13 protein-coding genes are annotated in these 17,508 nt (G+C 65.2%); 9 read left to right on the forward strand and 4 right to left on the reverse strand.

Annotated elements, in window-relative coordinates; all coding sequences use genetic code 11:
- Positions 1-175 precede the first annotated feature (175 nt).
- From HOP58_RS15775 to HOP58_RS15785, 3 genes are all read left to right on the forward strand, one after another.
- Positions 176-1,930, forward strand: coding sequence for a peptidoglycan DD-metalloendopeptidase family protein (locus HOP58_RS15775; RefSeq protein WP_234260837.1), 1,755 nt, complete (start codon positions 176-178; stop codon positions 1,928-1,930).
- Positions 1,931-2,025: 95 nt separating this feature from the next.
- Positions 2,026-3,885 (forward strand): ABC transporter ATP-binding protein, encoded by a 1,860-nt coding sequence (locus HOP58_RS15780; protein WP_234260838.1) that lies wholly within the window; start codon positions 2,026-2,028, stop codon positions 3,883-3,885.
- 537 nt (positions 3,886-4,422) lie between these two features.
- Positions 4,423-4,689 carry a hypothetical protein gene (locus tag HOP58_RS15785; protein ID WP_191223384.1) on the forward strand — a complete coding sequence of 89 codons (267 nt, stop codon included), beginning with the start codon at positions 4,423-4,425 and terminating at the stop codon, positions 4,687-4,689.
- A gap of 72 nt (positions 4,690-4,761) precedes the next feature.
- Here the strand turns inward: HOP58_RS15785 and HOP58_RS15790 are convergent, their stop codons facing one another.
- Positions 4,762-6,387, reverse strand: a complete 1,626-nt coding sequence (locus tag HOP58_RS15790) for a L,D-transpeptidase family protein (protein WP_234260839.1) — start codon at positions 6,385-6,387, stop codon at positions 4,762-4,764.
- 195 nt (positions 6,388-6,582) lie between these two features.
- Between HOP58_RS15790 and HOP58_RS15795 the strand changes: the two genes are divergently transcribed.
- From HOP58_RS15795 to HOP58_RS15820, 6 genes are all read left to right on the forward strand, one after another.
- Positions 6,583-7,308: a murein L,D-transpeptidase catalytic domain family protein gene (locus HOP58_RS15795; RefSeq protein WP_234260840.1), complete on the forward strand. Its 726-nt coding sequence runs from the start codon at positions 6,583-6,585 to the stop codon at positions 7,306-7,308.
- Positions 7,309-7,644: 336 nt separating this feature from the next.
- Positions 7,645-8,997 carry a NarK family nitrate/nitrite MFS transporter gene (locus HOP58_RS15800; RefSeq protein ID WP_103968967.1) on the forward strand — a complete coding sequence of 451 codons (1,353 nt, stop codon included), beginning with the start codon at positions 7,645-7,647 and terminating at the stop codon, positions 8,995-8,997.
- Between the two features lie 90 nt (positions 8,998-9,087).
- Entirely contained in the window at positions 9,088-10,380 is a 1,293-nt protein-coding gene (locus HOP58_RS15805) for a nitrate regulatory protein (RefSeq protein ID WP_234238424.1), read from the forward strand.
- A gap of 317 nt (positions 10,381-10,697) precedes the next feature.
- The gene (locus HOP58_RS15810; RefSeq protein WP_103968969.1) at positions 10,698-12,002 is read left to right on the forward strand and encodes a CmpA/NrtA family ABC transporter substrate-binding protein; all 1,305 of its coding nucleotides are present in this window, start codon (positions 10,698-10,700) and stop codon (positions 12,000-12,002) included.
- 25 nt (positions 12,003-12,027) lie between these two features.
- Complete coding sequence (gene ntrB, locus HOP58_RS15815) at positions 12,028-12,882, forward strand: nitrate ABC transporter permease (RefSeq protein WP_234245114.1); 855 nt, start codon at positions 12,028-12,030, stop codon at positions 12,880-12,882.
- Between the two features lie 11 nt (positions 12,883-12,893).
- Positions 12,894-13,754: an ABC transporter ATP-binding protein gene (locus HOP58_RS15820; RefSeq protein ID WP_234251421.1), complete on the forward strand. Its 861-nt coding sequence runs from the start codon at positions 12,894-12,896 to the stop codon at positions 13,752-13,754.
- Positions 13,755-13,819: 65 nt separating this feature from the next.
- Here HOP58_RS15820 and HOP58_RS15825 read toward each other — a convergent pair whose 3' ends face one another.
- The 3 genes from HOP58_RS15825 to HOP58_RS15835 are packed head-to-tail and all read right to left on the reverse strand — an operon-like array spanning position 13,820 to position 17,506.
- Complete coding sequence (locus tag HOP58_RS15825) at positions 13,820-14,191, reverse strand: hypothetical protein (protein WP_191223381.1); 372 nt, start codon at positions 14,189-14,191, stop codon at positions 13,820-13,822.
- Complete coding sequence (locus HOP58_RS15830; protein ID WP_234260841.1) at positions 14,178-15,596, reverse strand: acyclic terpene utilization AtuA family protein; 1,419 nt, start codon at positions 15,594-15,596, stop codon at positions 14,178-14,180. Before HOP58_RS15830 ends, HOP58_RS15825 begins: the two co-directional genes overlap by 14 nt.
- Positions 15,593-17,506 carry a TRAP transporter fused permease subunit gene (locus HOP58_RS15835; RefSeq protein ID WP_234252915.1) on the reverse strand — a complete coding sequence of 638 codons (1,914 nt, stop codon included), beginning with the start codon at positions 17,504-17,506 and terminating at the stop codon, positions 15,593-15,595. The genes HOP58_RS15830 and HOP58_RS15835 overlap by 4 nt, the downstream gene beginning before the upstream one ends.
- Positions 17,507-17,508 lie beyond the last annotated feature (2 nt).

Consider the following 17,508-nt stretch of genomic DNA (forward strand, 5'->3'; position numbering starts at 1 on the left):
TTCAATGAACATTGTTGAACAGTGTTCGACAACACTTGACGGCCCGGGGTCTCGACAGTGAGGCGCCGGGGCGCACCTTGCTGTATGCACGTACAGTCTAGGCAGGCCATATATCATGGGTTAAGGTTCCCATGCCTTTTTATATTCTTGTCATCTTTTTTTATGGCCGATACCAATGTTGCGAATCCTTCATTCGCTGCCCCGCACGCATAAGTTGCTGCTGCTACCCGTTGCCACCATGGTGACTGTGCTGGGCGCACAAAAGATCGTTACCGTCGTAGAGAATACCCAGCGTCAGGGTCAGGTTCCCGAAACCGTGCTGTTCCCCCTGTCGCCCGAGGCTCATCCAGGCCTCCCCGCACTCAACAGTGACCGCTATTCCGTCGCCGATGCCATCGAGATCGCCACTCAGGCCATCGATGCCACCCGAGACTACATTCCGCTCTCCCAGCTCAAGCCGACCGAGATCATCGACCTCTCCGGGGTCGCTATGGCTCAGGCAGAACAGGCGACACCGCCCACCCCCGTCAGAGCCGCTGCCGAGCTCGATACCGCCACCATGCCCGATGACGGCGGTATCGAACTGACAACGGAGCTCGACCCCGGGGCGCTGCACATGGCGATGGTGATCGGCACCCTGGCCAACGGCATGCTCGACGACATCCATACCGATGACGAAGCACTGGCCGCGGCGGATGCCACCTCCTTCGACGATGCCACCTCCTACGAAGATTATCCTGACGAAGAGCTGGCGCTGTTCGTGGACGGCCCGATCCTCTTCGATCATGAGGTTGCTGCTGCCGAGCCCTTCGTGCCGGAATGGCGCACCTATACCGTAGAGCAGGGCGATACCTTCGCCGTGCTGGCACAGAATGAACTGGGCATGGGCTACAGCGAGGCCATGCGCCTGCTCGACAGCCTCCCGGACAAGCGCCTGCTGACCCATTGGCGGGTCGGCAACACCTTCGAATATCAGCTCGACGAGCACGACCAACTGCTGGCATTGCGCGTGATGCGCAATGCCCGTGAAGGTTTCCTGCTCGAGCGCGACGAAGACGGTTTCGACGTCGCCACCATCGAACGTGCCGGCGAGGCCACGCAGCGTCTGTTCGCCGGCAGCGTGAGCGGCAGCTTTGCCCGTTCCGCTCAGTCCACCGGTCTCTCCAGTACCGAAGTGGCACAGGTCACACGGCTGCTGGAGAAGAAGCTCGACTTCCGCCGCGACACCCGCCGCGGCGATGAATTCAAGGTGCTGGTCGAATCCGACATCATCGATGGCAGCAGCTTCGACTCCCGCGTACTGGCGATTCAGTACACCGGGGCGCGCATGGACCTGACCCTGGTGCGCAACAGCGACGACAACAACTTCTACACCCCGGATGGCCAGAGCCTTGACCCCGCTTTCGCCCGCTACCCCTTCGAGGGCAGCTATCGCATGAGCTCAGGGTTCAATCCGCGCCGTACCCATCCGGTCACCGGCCGGGTCAGCCCGCACCGCGGCACCGACTGGGCCATGCCCATCGGCACGCCGATCATCGCCCCGGCCGACGGCCGCGTGGAAAAGGTGGGCAACCACCCGGTGGCAGGTCGCTATCTGGTGGTCCGTCACGACAACGGTTACCGCACGCGCTACCTCCACCTTTCTCGCGCCATCGTGAGCCGCGGCGACCGTGTCACCATGGGAGAGCGCATCGCACTGTCGGGTAATACCGGCCGCAGCACTGGCCCTCACCTGCACTACGAGGTGATCGTCAACAACAACGCCGTCGATGCCATGAAGGTCGATCTGCCTGAAAGCAAGAGCCTGGAAGGCGAACGTCTGATGGCCTTCCAGCGCCAGGCAGAGCCGCTGCTCGCCACGCTGCGCTCCGGCCAGACCGGTCCGGCAGTGGCACAGGCCAGCACCAGCGCCGAGCGCGACGACGATTGACCCGGTATCGTCGACGATGCACGCCAAACGACGCCCTGCCCAAGCGCAGGGCGTCGTTCATTGAACACCTCTCCCAGGCCGTCTTCAGCTAACCCATGCGCCGCGCCATTCCAGCCCCTCCGCCAGCCAGTGGCAATCGCCTGACCGCCTTCTTCGGCGTGTTCCGCTACAGCCGCCGCGCACTGGCCCTGGTATGGCAAACCTCCCGCCCTCTCACTCTGGGGCTGGCAGTCTGCACCCTGGTTGCCGGCGTGCTGCCGGCAGTGGCGGCCTGGATCGGCCAGTTGATCGTCGATGCCGTGGTCGAGGCCATGGCCTATCACCGCGAGACCGGCGCCACCCTCACCTTCGAGAGCGCCTGGCCGGTACTGCGCTACGTGCTGGCGGAAGCCGGCGTGATCGCCGCCATCGCCCTGGCCCAGCGCGGCCTGTCGGCCCAGCAGTCACTGCTGCGGGCGCTGCTGGGCCAGAAGGTCAACGTCATGATCCTGGAGAAGGCAGGCACCCTGTCGCTTGCCCAGTTCGAGGACTCCGAGTTCTACGACAAGCTCACCCGGGCGCGCCGTGAGGCTTCGATCCGCCCGCTGGGGCTGGTCAACAAGACCTTCTCGCTGCTGCAGAACGCCATCTCGCTGGTCAGCTTCGGCGTGCTGCTGGTGCAGTTCTCGCCCTGGGCCATCCTGATACTGGTGCTCGGTGCCCTGCCGGTGTTCGTCTCCGAGGCCAAGTTCTCCGGCGACGCCTTCCGCCTGTTCCGCTGGCGCTCACCCCAGACCCGCATGCAGATGTACCTGGAAACCGTGTTGGCCCGGGAGGACAGCATCAAGGAGGTCAAGCTGTTCGGCCTGGAGCCGCTGCTGCTGGAGCGCTATCGCAAGATCTTCGACACCCTCTACGGCGAGGATCGTCGCCTGACCATTCGCCGCGAGAGCTGGGGTTTTCTGCTCGGCCTGCTCGGCACGCTGGCCTTCTACGGCGCCTATGCCTGGGTGGTGGCGGAAACGATCTCCGGCACGCTGACCCTGGGCGAGATGACCATGTACCTGATGGTGTTCAAGCAGGGCCAGGCGGCGCTCTCGGCCAGCCTCACCTCGATCAGCGGCATGTACGAGGACAACCTCTACCTGTCGAATCTCTATGAGTACCTGGAACAGCCGGTGACGCCCGAACCCGGCCGCCTCACCCAGGGCGACCGCCCCGGCGACGGCATTCGCTTCGAGCGGGTAGGCTTCTCCTACCCTGGCGCCGAGCGGCCGGCGCTGCAAGACATCACGCTGCATCTCGCGCCCGGGCAAAGCCTGGCGCTGGTGGGCGCCAACGGTTCGGGAAAGACCACGCTGATCAAGCTGCTGACACGACTCTACGAACCCAGCGAAGGCCGCATCCTGCTCGACGGCAGCGACCTGCGCGAATGGGACGTGGCGACCCTGCGCCGGCGCATCGGCGTGATCTTCCAGGATTTCGTGCGTTACCAGCTCAAGGTGGGCGAGAACCTCGGCGCCGGCGACGTCGAGGCCTTCGGTGACGAAGCGCGTTGGCAGGAGGCGGCCGAGCGCGGCCTGGCCGACGAGTTCATCCGCCACATGCCCGGCGGCTATCACACCCAGCTCGGCCGCTGGTTCAAGGGTGGCCAGGAACTCTCCGGCGGCCAGTGGCAGAAGATCGCCCTGGCGCGGGCCTACATGCGCGAGAGCGCCGACATCCTGGTGCTCGACGAACCCACCGCGGCCATGGACGCCGCCGCCGAAGCGGCCGTCTACGCCGACTTCCGCGAGCACCGCCGCGACAAGATGACCATCCTCATCTCACACCGCTTCTCCACCGTGCGCGCCGCCGATCAGATCCTCGTCATCGACGACGGCAAGGTCATCGAGCGCGGCAACCATGAAAGCCTGATGGCGCAGAACGGCCGTTATGCCAGGCTTTTCCGGCTGCAGGCGGAAGGCTATCGCTAGGGAAACACTGCACAAATGCCTGCGCGAGCGAATCACTGCGTTGCGCGGTGCTCGGAATCCTCACATATACCCCATATGCTCCGGTTGACTCGAAGCCTGGGGCTTCTCGCCCCTTCGGGGCCAGCCTACGGCTGTTTGTCGCTTCGCTCGGTACTGTGCTCCGTGCGCCTTGTGCTTCATCTCGCTCGTCGATTTGTTCAGCGCTTCCCTAGAAAAACCCTCCCTGTATCCGTTGACGCTTGTTGAGCAATTGGCTATAAGAAAAAGGTCGCATCGTCGATGCGGCACCATCCATCGTTCATTACCCATCGAGAAGCGTTCCTCATGCGCTGGCTACTTCCAGGCAACAAGGCAAATCGGCAACATCGCGTAGGCATTAACGCGATGCGTACCCGTTTGCTGCTGCCGTGGGCCGGCCGTCGAAACGACGACACCTGAAGGACGCTGGCCGCGGCACTTGTCGCGGCCAAGCCTGGATAGCACTTTTCCCGTCTACCGCGCACAAGTTCCCGGCCTCCACTCAAGGAGACCGAGATCATGGCACTACTTCGCACTACCCGTCGTCTGCTGCGCGCCGTGGGCGCCCACTACGCCAACCGTCGCCGCGATGCCCTGCTGCGCGACTGCGACCCACGCATACTCAAGGACATCGGCCTGCGCTGGGAGCGCGGCAAGCTGGTACCGACCAACCCGGAACGCATCGCCTCCGGCAAGAGTGACGTCGTAGCGACTGCCGGCGCTGCCACCGCTGCAAGCGAAAGCCCTCGCGAGGTCTGTCCGCGCTGCGGGGCACGCCTGGCTTAGCCATGCCCCGGCCACAGGACGTGGCCGGGGCTTTCTTTTATGCCCGCCGGCTCACAGGGCACGCTCGCTGGCTCACAGGGCCAGCGGGCGATCCAATGCATGCAGCAGCTCGTCGTCACGCTCGTAGATGTCGGGGCGGAACGAGAGCGCGCCGTCGTCGTCCGGGTTGACGGTCCAGTAGTGCAGGATGACCGGCATGCGGTTGGCGAGCGAGACGTTGCGCGTTTCCCCGCTGTCGATGCGCGCCTCGATGTCGTGATCGCTGTCGGTATCGTCGAACAGCAGTTGGGCCAGCTCACGAATGTTCTCGACGCGGATGCAGCCGGAGCTGAAAGCACGCTGCTGGCGCGAGAAGTTGCCCTGGGCCGGCGTGTCGTGCAGATAGACCATATGATCGTTGGGGAAGCGGATGGCGAGCAGTCCCAGGGCATTCTGCGGACCCGGCGCCTGGCGCAGCACGATGTTGCCGGGGTTGTCCCAGTCGACCCGCCATGGGTCGAGCGGCTCCCCGGATGGGCTGAGCACCTGAATTCGCTCCCGCCATAAATAGCCCAGGTCGCGACGCACCGCCGGAAGCACGTCCTGGCGCAGGATGGTGGGGGGAATCGTCCAGGTGGGATTGACGGTCATGTGGGTGATCTCGGAGCGTAGCGAAGGCGTACGCCGATAGGGCTGCCCCACCACGATACGTGAGCGCCAGACCTCACCGTTGGGCCGGAAATAGCTGAGTTCGTAGCCGGCGATGTCGACCAGCACGTAGGCCTCGGGCAGGCCGTGCAGCAGCCAGCGGGCACGCTCCATGTTGAGGCGGATCTGATCGATACGCCGCTCGACGGGAACGTTGAGCGCCGCAAGCGTCTGACGTCCGACGATACCGTCGGGCTCCAGCAGGTGCCGCCGCTGGAAACGGCGCACTGCCGCTTCCAGTTCGCTGTCGAAGCGCCGCGGATCGGCGCCCTCCCGAGCCTCCCCGGAAGCGGCGCCATTGTCGGTCGCCTTGTTGTCTTCATCCCCGTCGTCGGTCGCCCCATTTTCGAGCACACCGGCCACGGCCAGACGTTCACGCAGAAGCTCCACGTCGTCGTCGTCGTCTCCCACACGCAGCGCACTATCGCGTTCCGGCAGCCGCTCCCAGCCGCCCTGCCGTTCTATGTCGCGATAGCGAGCCAGCCCTTCACGCAGCCGTAGGTAGGGCGTATAGGGCGGCCGCGCTTCTTCCAGAATGCGTTCGAACTGCTGCTGGTCGATGGCATCCGATATCGCGCCTAGATCCAGGTCGGGCGCTTCCACCGGCACCTCCCAATCCGCGCTCAGCGACTGGGGATCGACCTTGCCCCGCTGCAGATGCTTGAGCGCCGTGAACAACATGCGGCTGGCAAACAGCTCGTAGCGGAGTTGCCGTTCGCTGTCCGCGTCCTCGTCGCGCACGTTGCGGTACTCCGCCTCGATCTCGTCGGGACGGTAATCCTCGGGGGTCAGGCCGTCCTCCTCCAGGGCCCGCAGCGTTGAAACGAGCCCGGCTATCGTTTCCTCATCCTGCCAGGCCGGCCGATGGTCGCGCCGTGCATAAAACGCTTGCAGCAACTCGCTCTCGTCGGCCAGCGCACGAGACAGACTCGGCCTGTCGCCCGTATCGTCAACGCTCGACTGCCGCGCTCGCTCCTCTGCCAAGGCTCCCGGCATGAAGGCAAGCAGCATTACCAGTACTCCCATCCGTGTAATAAAGCGCATCGATAACCCCTGCTCCGTTGATGGCTGGTCTGGCCTTCCTGGCCCCTCTCTTCATAATAGTGCCTGGCCCGTGGCTGCAAGCCGGCCGAGCCCACCACCTTTCTTTACGTTACCCCGCTAGCGGTGCTGCCGCTGCGCTATTTCAACGCCATAGGCATGCCGATGCGCTTTTTACCGACGCTACGACTTCCGCTCTCGACCCTGGCCGCCTCTCTGCTGGTCACCCTGCCCACCGCCCATGCCGGCAACTTCCTGAGCCAGGCGGGGCTTTCGTATTCCGCTGCCGCACCGCTCGGCCGGACCCTGGCCAACCTGGCTCCCGACGCCAACCCGGTGGTGCTGAAACTTGCCGCCAAGGCCGTGGCCTGCGCCGAGCCCGACGCCAGACGCCTGGCCGTCATCGACTTCTCCCGCCCCTCTACCGAGCCGCGCCTGTGGGTCTTCGACCTGAGCCAGGAGCGCCTGATGTTCGAGGAGCTGGTCTCTCACGGCCGCGGCTCGGGCGATGCCGAGGCCACGGTGTTCTCCAACACCCCCGAGAGCTATCAGTCGAGCCTCGGCCTGTTTCGCACCATGAACAGCTACTACGGACGCAACGGCTACTCCCTGCGTCTCGAGGGGCTGGAGCCAGGCGTCAACGACCTGGCCTATCAGCGTGCCATCGTGATCCACGGCGCCGATTACGTCAGCGAGGCCTTCATCCGCCAGACCGGCCGGCTGGGGCGCAGCCACGGCTGCCCGGCGGTACGCCAGGAAGTGACCTATCCGCTGATCGACAGTATCAAGGAAGACCACTACCTGTTCGCCTACTTCCCCGATCCCGAATGGCTGGAAAACTCCACCTTTCTCAGCTGTGAGCGCGACGCCACCCAACTGGCCATGTACTGACACGAGCTGAAACCTGCCGGTCTGATCTCGCCCCCTAGCACCAGCAGGGGGCATTTTCGTGCGGCACTGCACCATTCTTGCCACCCTGTGGCGACTCTCCTGCCGCTCTCTTGCCATTCTCTTCCAGGATCGTACGAGCTTCGATCCACCCATCAAACCATAACTCGATGTTTTAACTGAACAACAAAAGAATATGGCAAACGGATTGCTTGATATGAATCAAATTGCCGGGTAGGCGTGGACCAGGCTTCCAGGGGAAGTACGAGTGCGTCAGACCTGACCTTCAACGGAGAAGGGCGAACTCATGTATCGACAATCCGTACGAGGTCATAGCCCATGGAAATTCTCAACAAGGCGAACCGAATTCGTCTCTTGAGCCTGCGCACGCCACAGATGCGTGCCTTCCACTTCTCCTGGTTCGCCTTTCATATCTGCTTCTTCGGCTGGTTCGGCATCGCCCCGCTGATGGCGGTGGTGCGCGAAGACCTGAACCTGACCCAAACCCAGATCGGCAACACCATCATCGCCTCGGTCTTGATCACGGTGATCGTGAGGTTGCTGATCGGCGTGCTGTGCGATCGCATCGGGCCGCGCAAGACCTACACCGGCCTGCTGGTGCTGGGCTCCATTCCGGTGATGAGCATCGGCTTCGCCAACAGCTTCGAGACCTTCCTGCTGGCGCGCCTGGCCATCGGCGCCATCGGCGCCTCGTTCGTCATCACCCAGTACCACACCACCATGATGTTTGCCCCCAACGTGGTGGGCACGGCCAACGCCACCAGCGCCGGCTGGGGTAACCTGGGCGGCGGTACCACGCAGATCGTCATGCCGCTGATCTTCTCCGGGCTGCTGATGCTGGGCGTCAGCGAGACGCTGGGCTGGCGTCTGGCCATGGTGGTGCCGGGTGTGGTGATGTTCGCCACCGGCATCGGCTACTGGCTGTTCACCCAGGACGCTCCCAACGGCAACTTCGATGAGCTGCGCGCACGTGGCGAGCTGCCCCCCGCCAACGGCGAGAACAGTGCCGGCAAGAGCTTCATGTCCGCCGCCAAGGACATCCGCGTGTGGGCGCTGTTCGTGGTCTATGCCATCTGCTTCGGCGTCGAGCTGACCATCAACAACATCGCCGCCATTTACTTCTTCGATCACTTCGACCTGACCCTGGCCACCGCCGGCATGATCGCCGGTCTGTTCGGGCTGATGAACGTCTTCGCCCGCACCCTGGGCGGCGTGTTCTCCGACCTGTTTGCCCGCAACGGTGGCCTCAAGGGGCGCGTGCGCTGGCTGTTCATCGCCCTGATCTGCGAAGGCATTGCCCTGGTGGCCTTCTCGCAGATGCACGTGCTGTCGTACGCCATTGGCATCATGCTGGTGTTCAGCCTGTTCGTGCAGATGGCCGAAGGTGCCACCTACGGCGTGGTGCCCTTCATCAACAAGAAGGCCCTGGGCGCGGTGGCCGGCATCGTCGGTGCCGGTGGCAATGTGGGTGCCGTGGCTGCCGCCTTCCTCTTCCGCAGCGAAGCCATCACCTATCAGCAAGGCCTGTTCTACCTCGGCCTGATCGTGCTGGTGCTGGCCTCCTGCGCTCTGCTGGTGCGCTTCAGCGACGAAACGGAAGCCGAGGAAGCCGAAGCCTATCGCCAGGCCGTGGGCGAGGATACCGGCGCCGGCGCGCTGTCGCTGCGCTGATCGCAAGCACAGCGGCATTCACTGCCGCAATGCTTGCCCAAACTGGCCGCCGCCCTCGGGGCGGCGGCCATTGCGTGAATGAGGTGAGCCATGACACCCGCCGAATGCCTGCTGCTGGCAGCCAAGCGCTGCGAAATCGACGATCTCGAGCACCTTACCGCCGCCTGCGACATCGTCGGCGACGTCAGTCGTTTCATCCATGCGCTGCAAAAGGAGCGTGGCGCCTCCAACGTCTATCTGGCCTCCGGCGGACAGCGCTTTACCGAGCGCCGTCAGGAGCGTATCGACGAGTGCCAGGCCACCGAGCGCGCCCTGCGCACCCGCCTGGAGGCACTGGGCGAGACCGCCGGTCGCCCCGCCGCCACCGCCCGCTTGCTGAAGCGGGTCGCCTTCGTCTGGCACGCCCTGGAAGGCCTGGACGCACTGCGTGACGACATCGCCGCACTCGGCACCAGCCCCGATGCGGCAACGCAATCGTACAATCAGCTCATCAGCGCCCTGCTCTCGGTGGTGTTCGAAGTCGCCGATACCGCCGGCGACCCCGACATCACCCTGGCCCTGGTTGCCATCTTTCACCTGATGCAGGGCAAGGAGCTGGCCGGCCAGGAGCGCGCCTGCGGCGCCGCCGGCTTCACTTCCGGCACCTTCGACGACGCCCATCGCCAGCTGCTGCTGCACCTGATCGACGCCCAGCAGCGCTGCTTCGACACCTGCCTCGAATTCACCAGCGAGGCGGTGCGCCAACTGTGGCAGCAGGAGATGCCCGGCCGCACGCTGGCCGGCATTCAGCAACTGCGCGAGATGGCCTGCGGCGACGTTGCGCTGCCGGAGAACGCCAGCACCCTGGGCGAGACCTGGTACGAATTGACCACTTGGCGGATCGACGCCATGCAGCGGGTCGAAACCTTCATGATCGGCGAACTGACCAGCCTGTGCCTGACGCGGACTCTGGATGCACGGCGTAGCCTGACACAGCGGGAGGAGCTGACCCGACAGCTGAACGATGCCTTGCCGGGCGTGTGTCAGCAGTTGGTGGAGTTGCTCGACGGCAGCGCCAGCCAGGAGCTCGGCGAGGTCACCGCCCGGGTGGTAGGCTCCTCGCTCAATCGCTCACTGGTGGAGCTGATGCGCGCCCAGGCCGGGCGCCTGCAGGCCCTGAGCGACGAATTGGAGGACACACGCCGGGCGCTGCGCGAGCGCAAGCTGATCGAGCGTGCCAAGGGCCTGATCATGTCCCACCAGAAGATGAGCGAGGAGCAGGCCTACGCCTTTCTGCGCAAGATGGCCATGGACCAGAGCAAGAGCATGGCCGAGATCGCCCAGACCGTATTGGGGCTGGCCGACATCCTCCAGCCAACGGCCGAAACGGGGATCGAGTCCTGAAGATGACACAGGCAGCAATGGTGCATCGCACAACCCGAGCGCACCGTCTCGGCGCCTGTGAGTCGGACACACCTCTTGACAGGCATCACAAACGAAATAGCAACGAATTGATTTTAAATGAAATAAATCGATAAAAAGACGCAATGGCACCCAAGCTGCAAAGCCTTACCGTCCGCTGAGTCAACGACGGTTCAGCGCTTCCATGCAGCACCAGGACCAGACAACGGCGTCTGCCCAGGTTCCCGTGACATTGTCATGCGAATCGGGGCAGGCGCCGTCTTTATTTGGCCAGACACTTCTTATTGGGAGCCATATCCATGAACAAGACCAACAAGGGCAATCCCGGACTCGACCGCCGCCGTTTTCTGCAGCAGACCGCCGGCGTCGTGGGCGGTACCGCTCTGCTCAGCAGCCTGCCGCTGAGCTGGGCCGTGGCCAGCGGACGGCCCGAAACCACCTCGGCCAAGCTCGGCTTCATCGCTCTGACCGACGCCGCGCCGCTGTTCGTGGCGGTGGAAAAGGGCTTCTTCGCCGCCCACGGCATGACCGATGTGGAGGTACTCAAGCAGTCCTCCTGGGGTACCACCCGCGACAACCTGGTACTTGGTTCGCAGCGCAACGGCATCGACGGTGCCCATATCCTCACGCCGATGCCCTATCTCATTGCCAGCGGCGCCATGACCCCAAACAACGTGCCGGTGCCGATGAGCATCCTGGCGCGGCTCAACCTCAACGGCCAGTGCATCTCGGTGGGCAACGAGCATGCCGAACTCAAGGTGAGACTCGACACCGCCGAGTTCGCCGAGGCCATCGCCGCCAAGCGCAGCGGCGGCGATGCGGTCAATGCCGCCATGACCTTCCCCGGTGGCACCCACGACATGTGGATTCGCTACTGGATGGCCGCCGGCGGCATCGATCCCAACCGCGACATTTCCACTATCGTGGTGCCGCCGGCCCAGATGGTGGCCAACATGCGGGTCGGCAGCATGGAGACCTTCTGCGTCTGCGAGCCGTGGAACCGTCAGCTGATCAACCAGGGCATCGGCTATACCGCCAATACCACCGGCGAGATCTGGAACGACCACCCCGAAAAAGCCTTCGCCTTGAGAAGCGATTACGTCGAGGCCAATCCCAATGCCACCCGGGCGCTGCTGATGGCGATCATGGAAGCGCAGATGTGGTGCGAGGATCCGGCCAACCACGAGGAGATGGCCCAGATCTGCTCCCGTCGGCGCTGGATTCATGCCCCCTATGCCGATCTGATCGACCGCATCCAGGGCAACTTCGACTACGGCACCGGTCTGGTGATCGAAGACCATCCGCAGATGATGCGCTACTGGAAACACCAGGCCTCCTACCCGTTCAAGAGCCATGACCTGTGGTTCCTCACCGAGAACAAGCGCTGGGGCTACCTGCCCCAGGACTTCGACAGCCAGGCGCTGATCGAACAGGTCAACCGCGAGGACCTGTGGCGCGAAGCGGCTGCCGCTCTCGGCATCGACTCCGCTGACATTCCCGATTCCACCTCACGCGGCGTGGAAACGTTCTTCGATGGCAAGACCTTCGATCCCGAAGATCCCCAGGCCTATCTCGACAGCCTCGAGATCAAGCGCCTCGCCTGATCTCGTACGAGAAGGAGACATCGTCATGAGTAGCATGCAACGCAGCAACGCCCTGGCCAAGACGGCCTCGTTCCGTTGGGCTCCCGATTTCGCCGCCATGCAGCAAGTGCTGGTGCAGCGGGTGCTGCCACCGGTGGTGATCATCGCCCTGCTCGGCATCCTGTGGGAGCTGCTGTGCTCCTCCCCTGGTGCCGTGCTGCCGCCCCCTTCCCAGGTGCTGCGCGATACCTGGGAGCTGATCGTCAATCCGTTCTACAACCATGGCGGCAACGACGTGGGCATGGCCTGGCAGATACTGGCCAGCCTCGAGCGGGTGGCCTATGGCTATTCGCTGGCCGTGGTGGCAGGCATCGCGCTGGGCGTGCTGGTGGGGCAGTCGACCTGGGCCATGCGCGGCCTCGACCCGGTGTTCCAGGTGCTGCGTACCGTGCCGCCGCTGGCCTGGCTGCCGATCTCGCTGGCCGGCTTCCAGGACAGCACTCCCTCGGCGATCTTCGTGATCTTCATCACCGCGATCTGGCCGATCATCATCAACACCTCGGTGGGCATTCGTAACATCCCCGAGGACTACCGCAACGTGGCCCGGGTGCTGCGCCTCAACGGCATGGAGTATTTCACCCGCATCATGCTACCCGCCGCCGCGCCCTACATCTTCTCGGGGCTGCGCATCGGCGTCGGCCTGTCGTGGCTGGCCATCGTCGCCGCCGAGATGCTGATCGGCGGCGTGGGCATCGGCTTCTTCATCTGGGACGCCTGGAACGCCTCGATGATCAGCGACATCATCCTGGCGCTGGTCTACGTCGGCATCGTCGGCTTCGTCCTCGACCGCCTGGTCGCCTTCATCGGCAGCCGGGTGACCCGCGGCACCGCCCAAGGCTGAGGAGCAACAACATGAGCAACCGCTATCTGAGTATCGAGAACGTCGACATGACCTTCACCGCCAAGGGCGTGGAGAGCCAGGTGCTCAAGGGCATCGACCTGACCGTGGACCGCGGCGAGTACATCTCCATCATCGGCCATTCCGGCTGCGGCAAGTCGACCCTGCTCAACATCGTCGCCGGGCTGACCGAGTCCACCTCCGGGGCGGTGATTCTCGACGGCAAGGAGGTCAATTCGCCGGGACCCGACCGCAGCGTGGTGTTCCAGAACCACTCGCTGCTGCCCTGGCTCACCGTCTACGAGAACGTGGCCTTGGCGGTGAACAAGACCTGTGCGCGCACCAAGAGCAAGGCCGAGCGCCACGCGTGGATCGTCAAGAACCTGGAGATGGTGGGCATGGGGCATGCGCTGGACAAGCGCCCGGCGGAGATCTCCGGCGGCATGAAGCAGCGCGTGGGCATCGCCCGAGCACTCGCCATGGAGCCCAAGGTGCTGCTGCTCGATGAGCCCTTCGGCGCACTCGACGCCCTGACTCGCGCTCACCTGCAGGAGGAGGTGATGCGCATCCAGGACGAGCTGGGCAACACCGTGATCATGATCACCCATGACGTAGACGAGGCGGTACTGCTCTCGGATCGCATCGTGATGCTGACCAACGGCCCCTCGGCGCGCATCGGTGAGATACTCGACATCGAGCTACCGCGACCCCGCGACCGTATCGCCCTGGCCGACGACCCGCGCTACAACCACTACCGCCAGGAAGTGCTGCGCTTTCTCTACGAGAAGCAGCGCAAGGTGGAGAGCCTGGCCCAGCGGCGCGGCGCTGGCAGCGAGAAGGAGAAGACCAAGGAGAAGCGCATGGCCAAGGCCTGAGCCTCGTCCTGTCCCAGCGCAAACGGGCCACCCAAGGGTGGCCCGTTTTGCCTGCAGGAGCGAATCTAGAGCGAATCGTCTTCGGTCGTCACGCTCATGCCCAGCAGCAGGTAAGAGAGTGTCTTGCCGTGGCCGTCCAGGTTGAGGGCGCCATTGACCCCGCCCTGCAGCACGTCGTCGATCACCAGGTTCATGCCGGCCAGGCCCGGCATCAGGTAGCGGCGAACGCGGCTCGCCCCGCGATGGGCGAACAGCGCCAGCACCCGCTCCTCGGTGACCGCTTCCACCAGCGTCTCGTAATGCTTCGGCTCATAGGCGAACAGCGCCAGGTTGAGCCGATCGCCCTTGTCGCCGGCACGGGCATGGGCCAGGCGGTGCAGGGCTACCGCATGTTTCGCCCGGAGGCTCGCGGCCGAGTTCACGTCAGCGTGCGCCATGGGCGACTCTCCTCTCGTTGGCCATCTTCGTCTCGAAAAGAGTGGTATCGAACAGGGCGGCAAAGGCTTCCACGTCGCTGCGCTCAACCAGGTAGGAGGCGGTGCATACGCGCCGCTGGAACTGCCGGCGTACCCCGCCGCCGCCGGCCGGGCCGGCGCAGTAGAGCGCCAGCAGCTCCTGGGTCGCGCGCTCCACCCAGCGTCGCTCGGCGTGCTCGGCGGCCAGCCGCAGTCGATAGTCACCGCCAGCGGCTGCCGGCACGCTGCGCTGCAGATCACCGGCATCGCTGTCGAACACACTGGCATGGCCGACGATGTCCAGCCGCGTGCGCAGCTCCGGCGGCGCGCGGAAGGTCAGCCTTTCGCGCAGCACCTCGGCGGCCAGCTGAGCCCGGGCCAGCGCGTTGGGGCCGGCGTAGGAGATCTCCGCCTCGCCCTGCCAGCCGCCCTCGTAGCAGACGGTGGTCTTGAGCCGCTGCGGTGCCGGCTTGCCGCGAATGCCGCGCACCGCCACCCGGTCGGGGCCGATCTGCTCTACCCGCACGGCGGAAAGATCCACCACCACGTCGGGGGTCAGGTAGTTGGCCGGGTCGTGCACCTCGTAGAGCAGCTGTTCCTTGACCGTGCGTTCGGTGACGGTGCCGCCCGTGCCGGCGGGCTTGGTCACCACCAGGCTGCCGTCTTCCTCCACCTCGATGATCGGATAGCCGACCTGGGCCAGGCCCGGCACCTCCTTGCAGCCGGGGTCGGCGAAATAGCCCCCCGTGACCTGCGCGCCGCACTCGCCCAGATGGCCGGCCATCATGCCCGCAGCCAGGCGGTCCCAGTCGTTCCAGGCCCAGCCGAAGTGGTGCACCAGCGGCGCCAGGAACAGCGCCGGATCGGCCACCCGCCCGCTGACCACTACCTCGGCGCCAAGCTCCAGCGCCTCGACCAGCGGTGCCGCACCGAGATAGACGTTGGCCGAGATCAGCGCCTCTTCGCCGGGCAGCTCGCGGCTCTCCGCCTCCCAGCGCTTGAGATCGACTTCACCCAGCCGTGCGCGGATATCGTCGCCGTGCACCCGGCCGATTCTCGCCCCGCCCCGCTCGCTGCGGGCGGCCAGTTCGGCTACCACGCCGCAGGCGCCGTCCGGGTTGGCCGCACCGAAGTTGCCGAGAATGGCGATGCCGTGCTGCAGGCAGTCGTCGAGCACCGGAGTGAGCAGCTCTTCCAGCAATGGCTCGTAGCCCGCCGTCGGGTCGTCGCGCAGGGCGCGGTGAGCCGCGGCGAGGGTACGTTCGCCCAGGGTCTCGAAGATCAGCGCGGCGGGCTGGCCGCGGCGGATCAGCTCTCTCACCACGGGAATGGCGGCATCGGTACGGTCGCCGGAAAAGCCGGCGCCACTGCCCAACAGAAAGGTCATGAGTGGGTCTCCTTGGCCGTCATGCCATGTGCACCTGGGGCCTTAGCAGCGACCGGAGCCGCTGCCAGACGCTGACGCCGCCGGGCGTAGAGCGCCACCAGCAGCAGCAAGGCGCCAGTGGTGGTCAGCCAGCCGGGAATGAGCGCCAGACCCACCACCAGCCCCAAGCCCGCCACGTCGAGCAGCCGGCTGCCGGTGACGGCGACCCGCGACATCAGCGTGGCGAAGGCGAGCACGAACACCACGCCCTGGGAGCTGGCCAGCAGAATGTCGATGGCGCTGCCGAAGCCGGCCAGGGCGGGATAGATCAGCAGCAGGAACGGGATCACGTAGATCGCCGCCGCCAGGCGCACCGCCTCTACCGCCGCCGGCAGCCAGTTGGTCCCAGCGATGCCCGCCGCGACGAATACCGCCACGCACACCGGCGGCGTGATAACCGACAGGGTGGCGAAGTAGAACACGAACAGGTGGGCGATCAGCGGTTCGACGCCGATGCTGGTGAGCGCTGGCGCGAGCACCGAGGCCACCAGCACGTAGGCCGCCGTGGTGGGAATGCCCATGCCCAGGATCAGACACACCCCGCCGACGATGAAGGCCACCAGGAACAGCGACTGCCCGCCCACGTTGACGATCAGGCTGGCCAGGGTCACGCCGATGCCGGTCATGCCGATCATCGCCACCAGCATCTGCGCGCCGGCCAGCAGCACGCCGATGATCACCATGCCCTTGCCGGCATCGATCAGCCCCGAGAGCAGCTTGCCGGCGATCTCGCGCAGCGGCGTACGCGCCAGCAGGGCAAAGGGCACGAAGGTCAGTATCGTCATCAGAATGCCGTAGAAGGCCGACATCTGGATCGAGCGCCCGGAAAGCACGCCGTAGAAGAGCCCGCCCAACGCCGCCAGGATCGGGATGATCCGCTCCGGCCGTAGCACCTCGGGCCAGGTGGGTAGCTCCTCGTCGGGCACCACCTGCAGGTTGCGCCGCCGCGCCACCAGATGAATGGTCAGGAACACACCGAGATAGAACAGGATGGCCGGCAGCAGCGCCGCCAGGGCGATGCGCAGGTAACTCTCGCCGAGGATCTCGGCCATGATGAAGGCCGCCGCACCGAGGATCGGTGGCGCGATCTGACCACCGGTGGAGGCCACCGCCTCCACCCCCGAAGCGAAGGGCGCCGGGTACTTGAGGCGCTTCATCATCGGAATGGTGAAGTTGCCGGTGGTGGCTACGTTGGCTACCGCACTGCCGCTGACCATGCCGAATAGCCCCGAGGCCACGGTGGCCACCTTGGCCGCACCTCCCGGCGAGCGCCCGCTGATACGCAGCGCCAGGTCCATGAAGGTCTGGCCGCCGCCGGTGTGCAACAGCAGGCAGCCGAACAGCACGAAGGCGGCGATGGTAGTGGCGGCCACGCCCACCAGCATGCCCCACACACCGAGATCGCCGAGATAGAGCGTCTCGGTGATGTAGTAGAGATCGAAGCCGCGATGCCCCAGCGGTCCGGGAATCGCCGCGCCGAGCCAGGCGTAGGCCAGCCCCGCCAACACCAGCAGCGGAAAGATAACGCCGATGGCACGCCGCGACAGCTCCAGCACCGCCACCACCAGCACGGCGGTGAATAGCATGTCCCGCGGCGTGGCCCAGGGCAGCTCGACGAGAATGCGTTCGTAGTTCATCACCACGTAGCCGCAGGCCAGCACCACGCCGGCTGCCAGCCCCAGGTCGCAGGCCAGCCCCAGCGGGCGCCAGCGCTTGCCCGCGCCCAGCGGATAGAGCGTCAGCCCCAGCAGGATCACCAGCGCAAGAAAGATGCCCCGCTGAACCATGCTCTCGAAGGGGCCGGTCGCCGAGGTGTAGAGGATCAGCCCGCCCAGCAAGAGGGCCAGCAGCTTGGTCAGGTTCTCGCGCATGG

Source organism: Halomonas sp. MCCC 1A11062, assembly GCF_021404355.1.
In the GTDB taxonomy this organism is placed as follows: Bacteria; Pseudomonadota; Gammaproteobacteria; order Pseudomonadales; family Halomonadaceae; genus Halomonas; species Halomonas aerodenitrificans.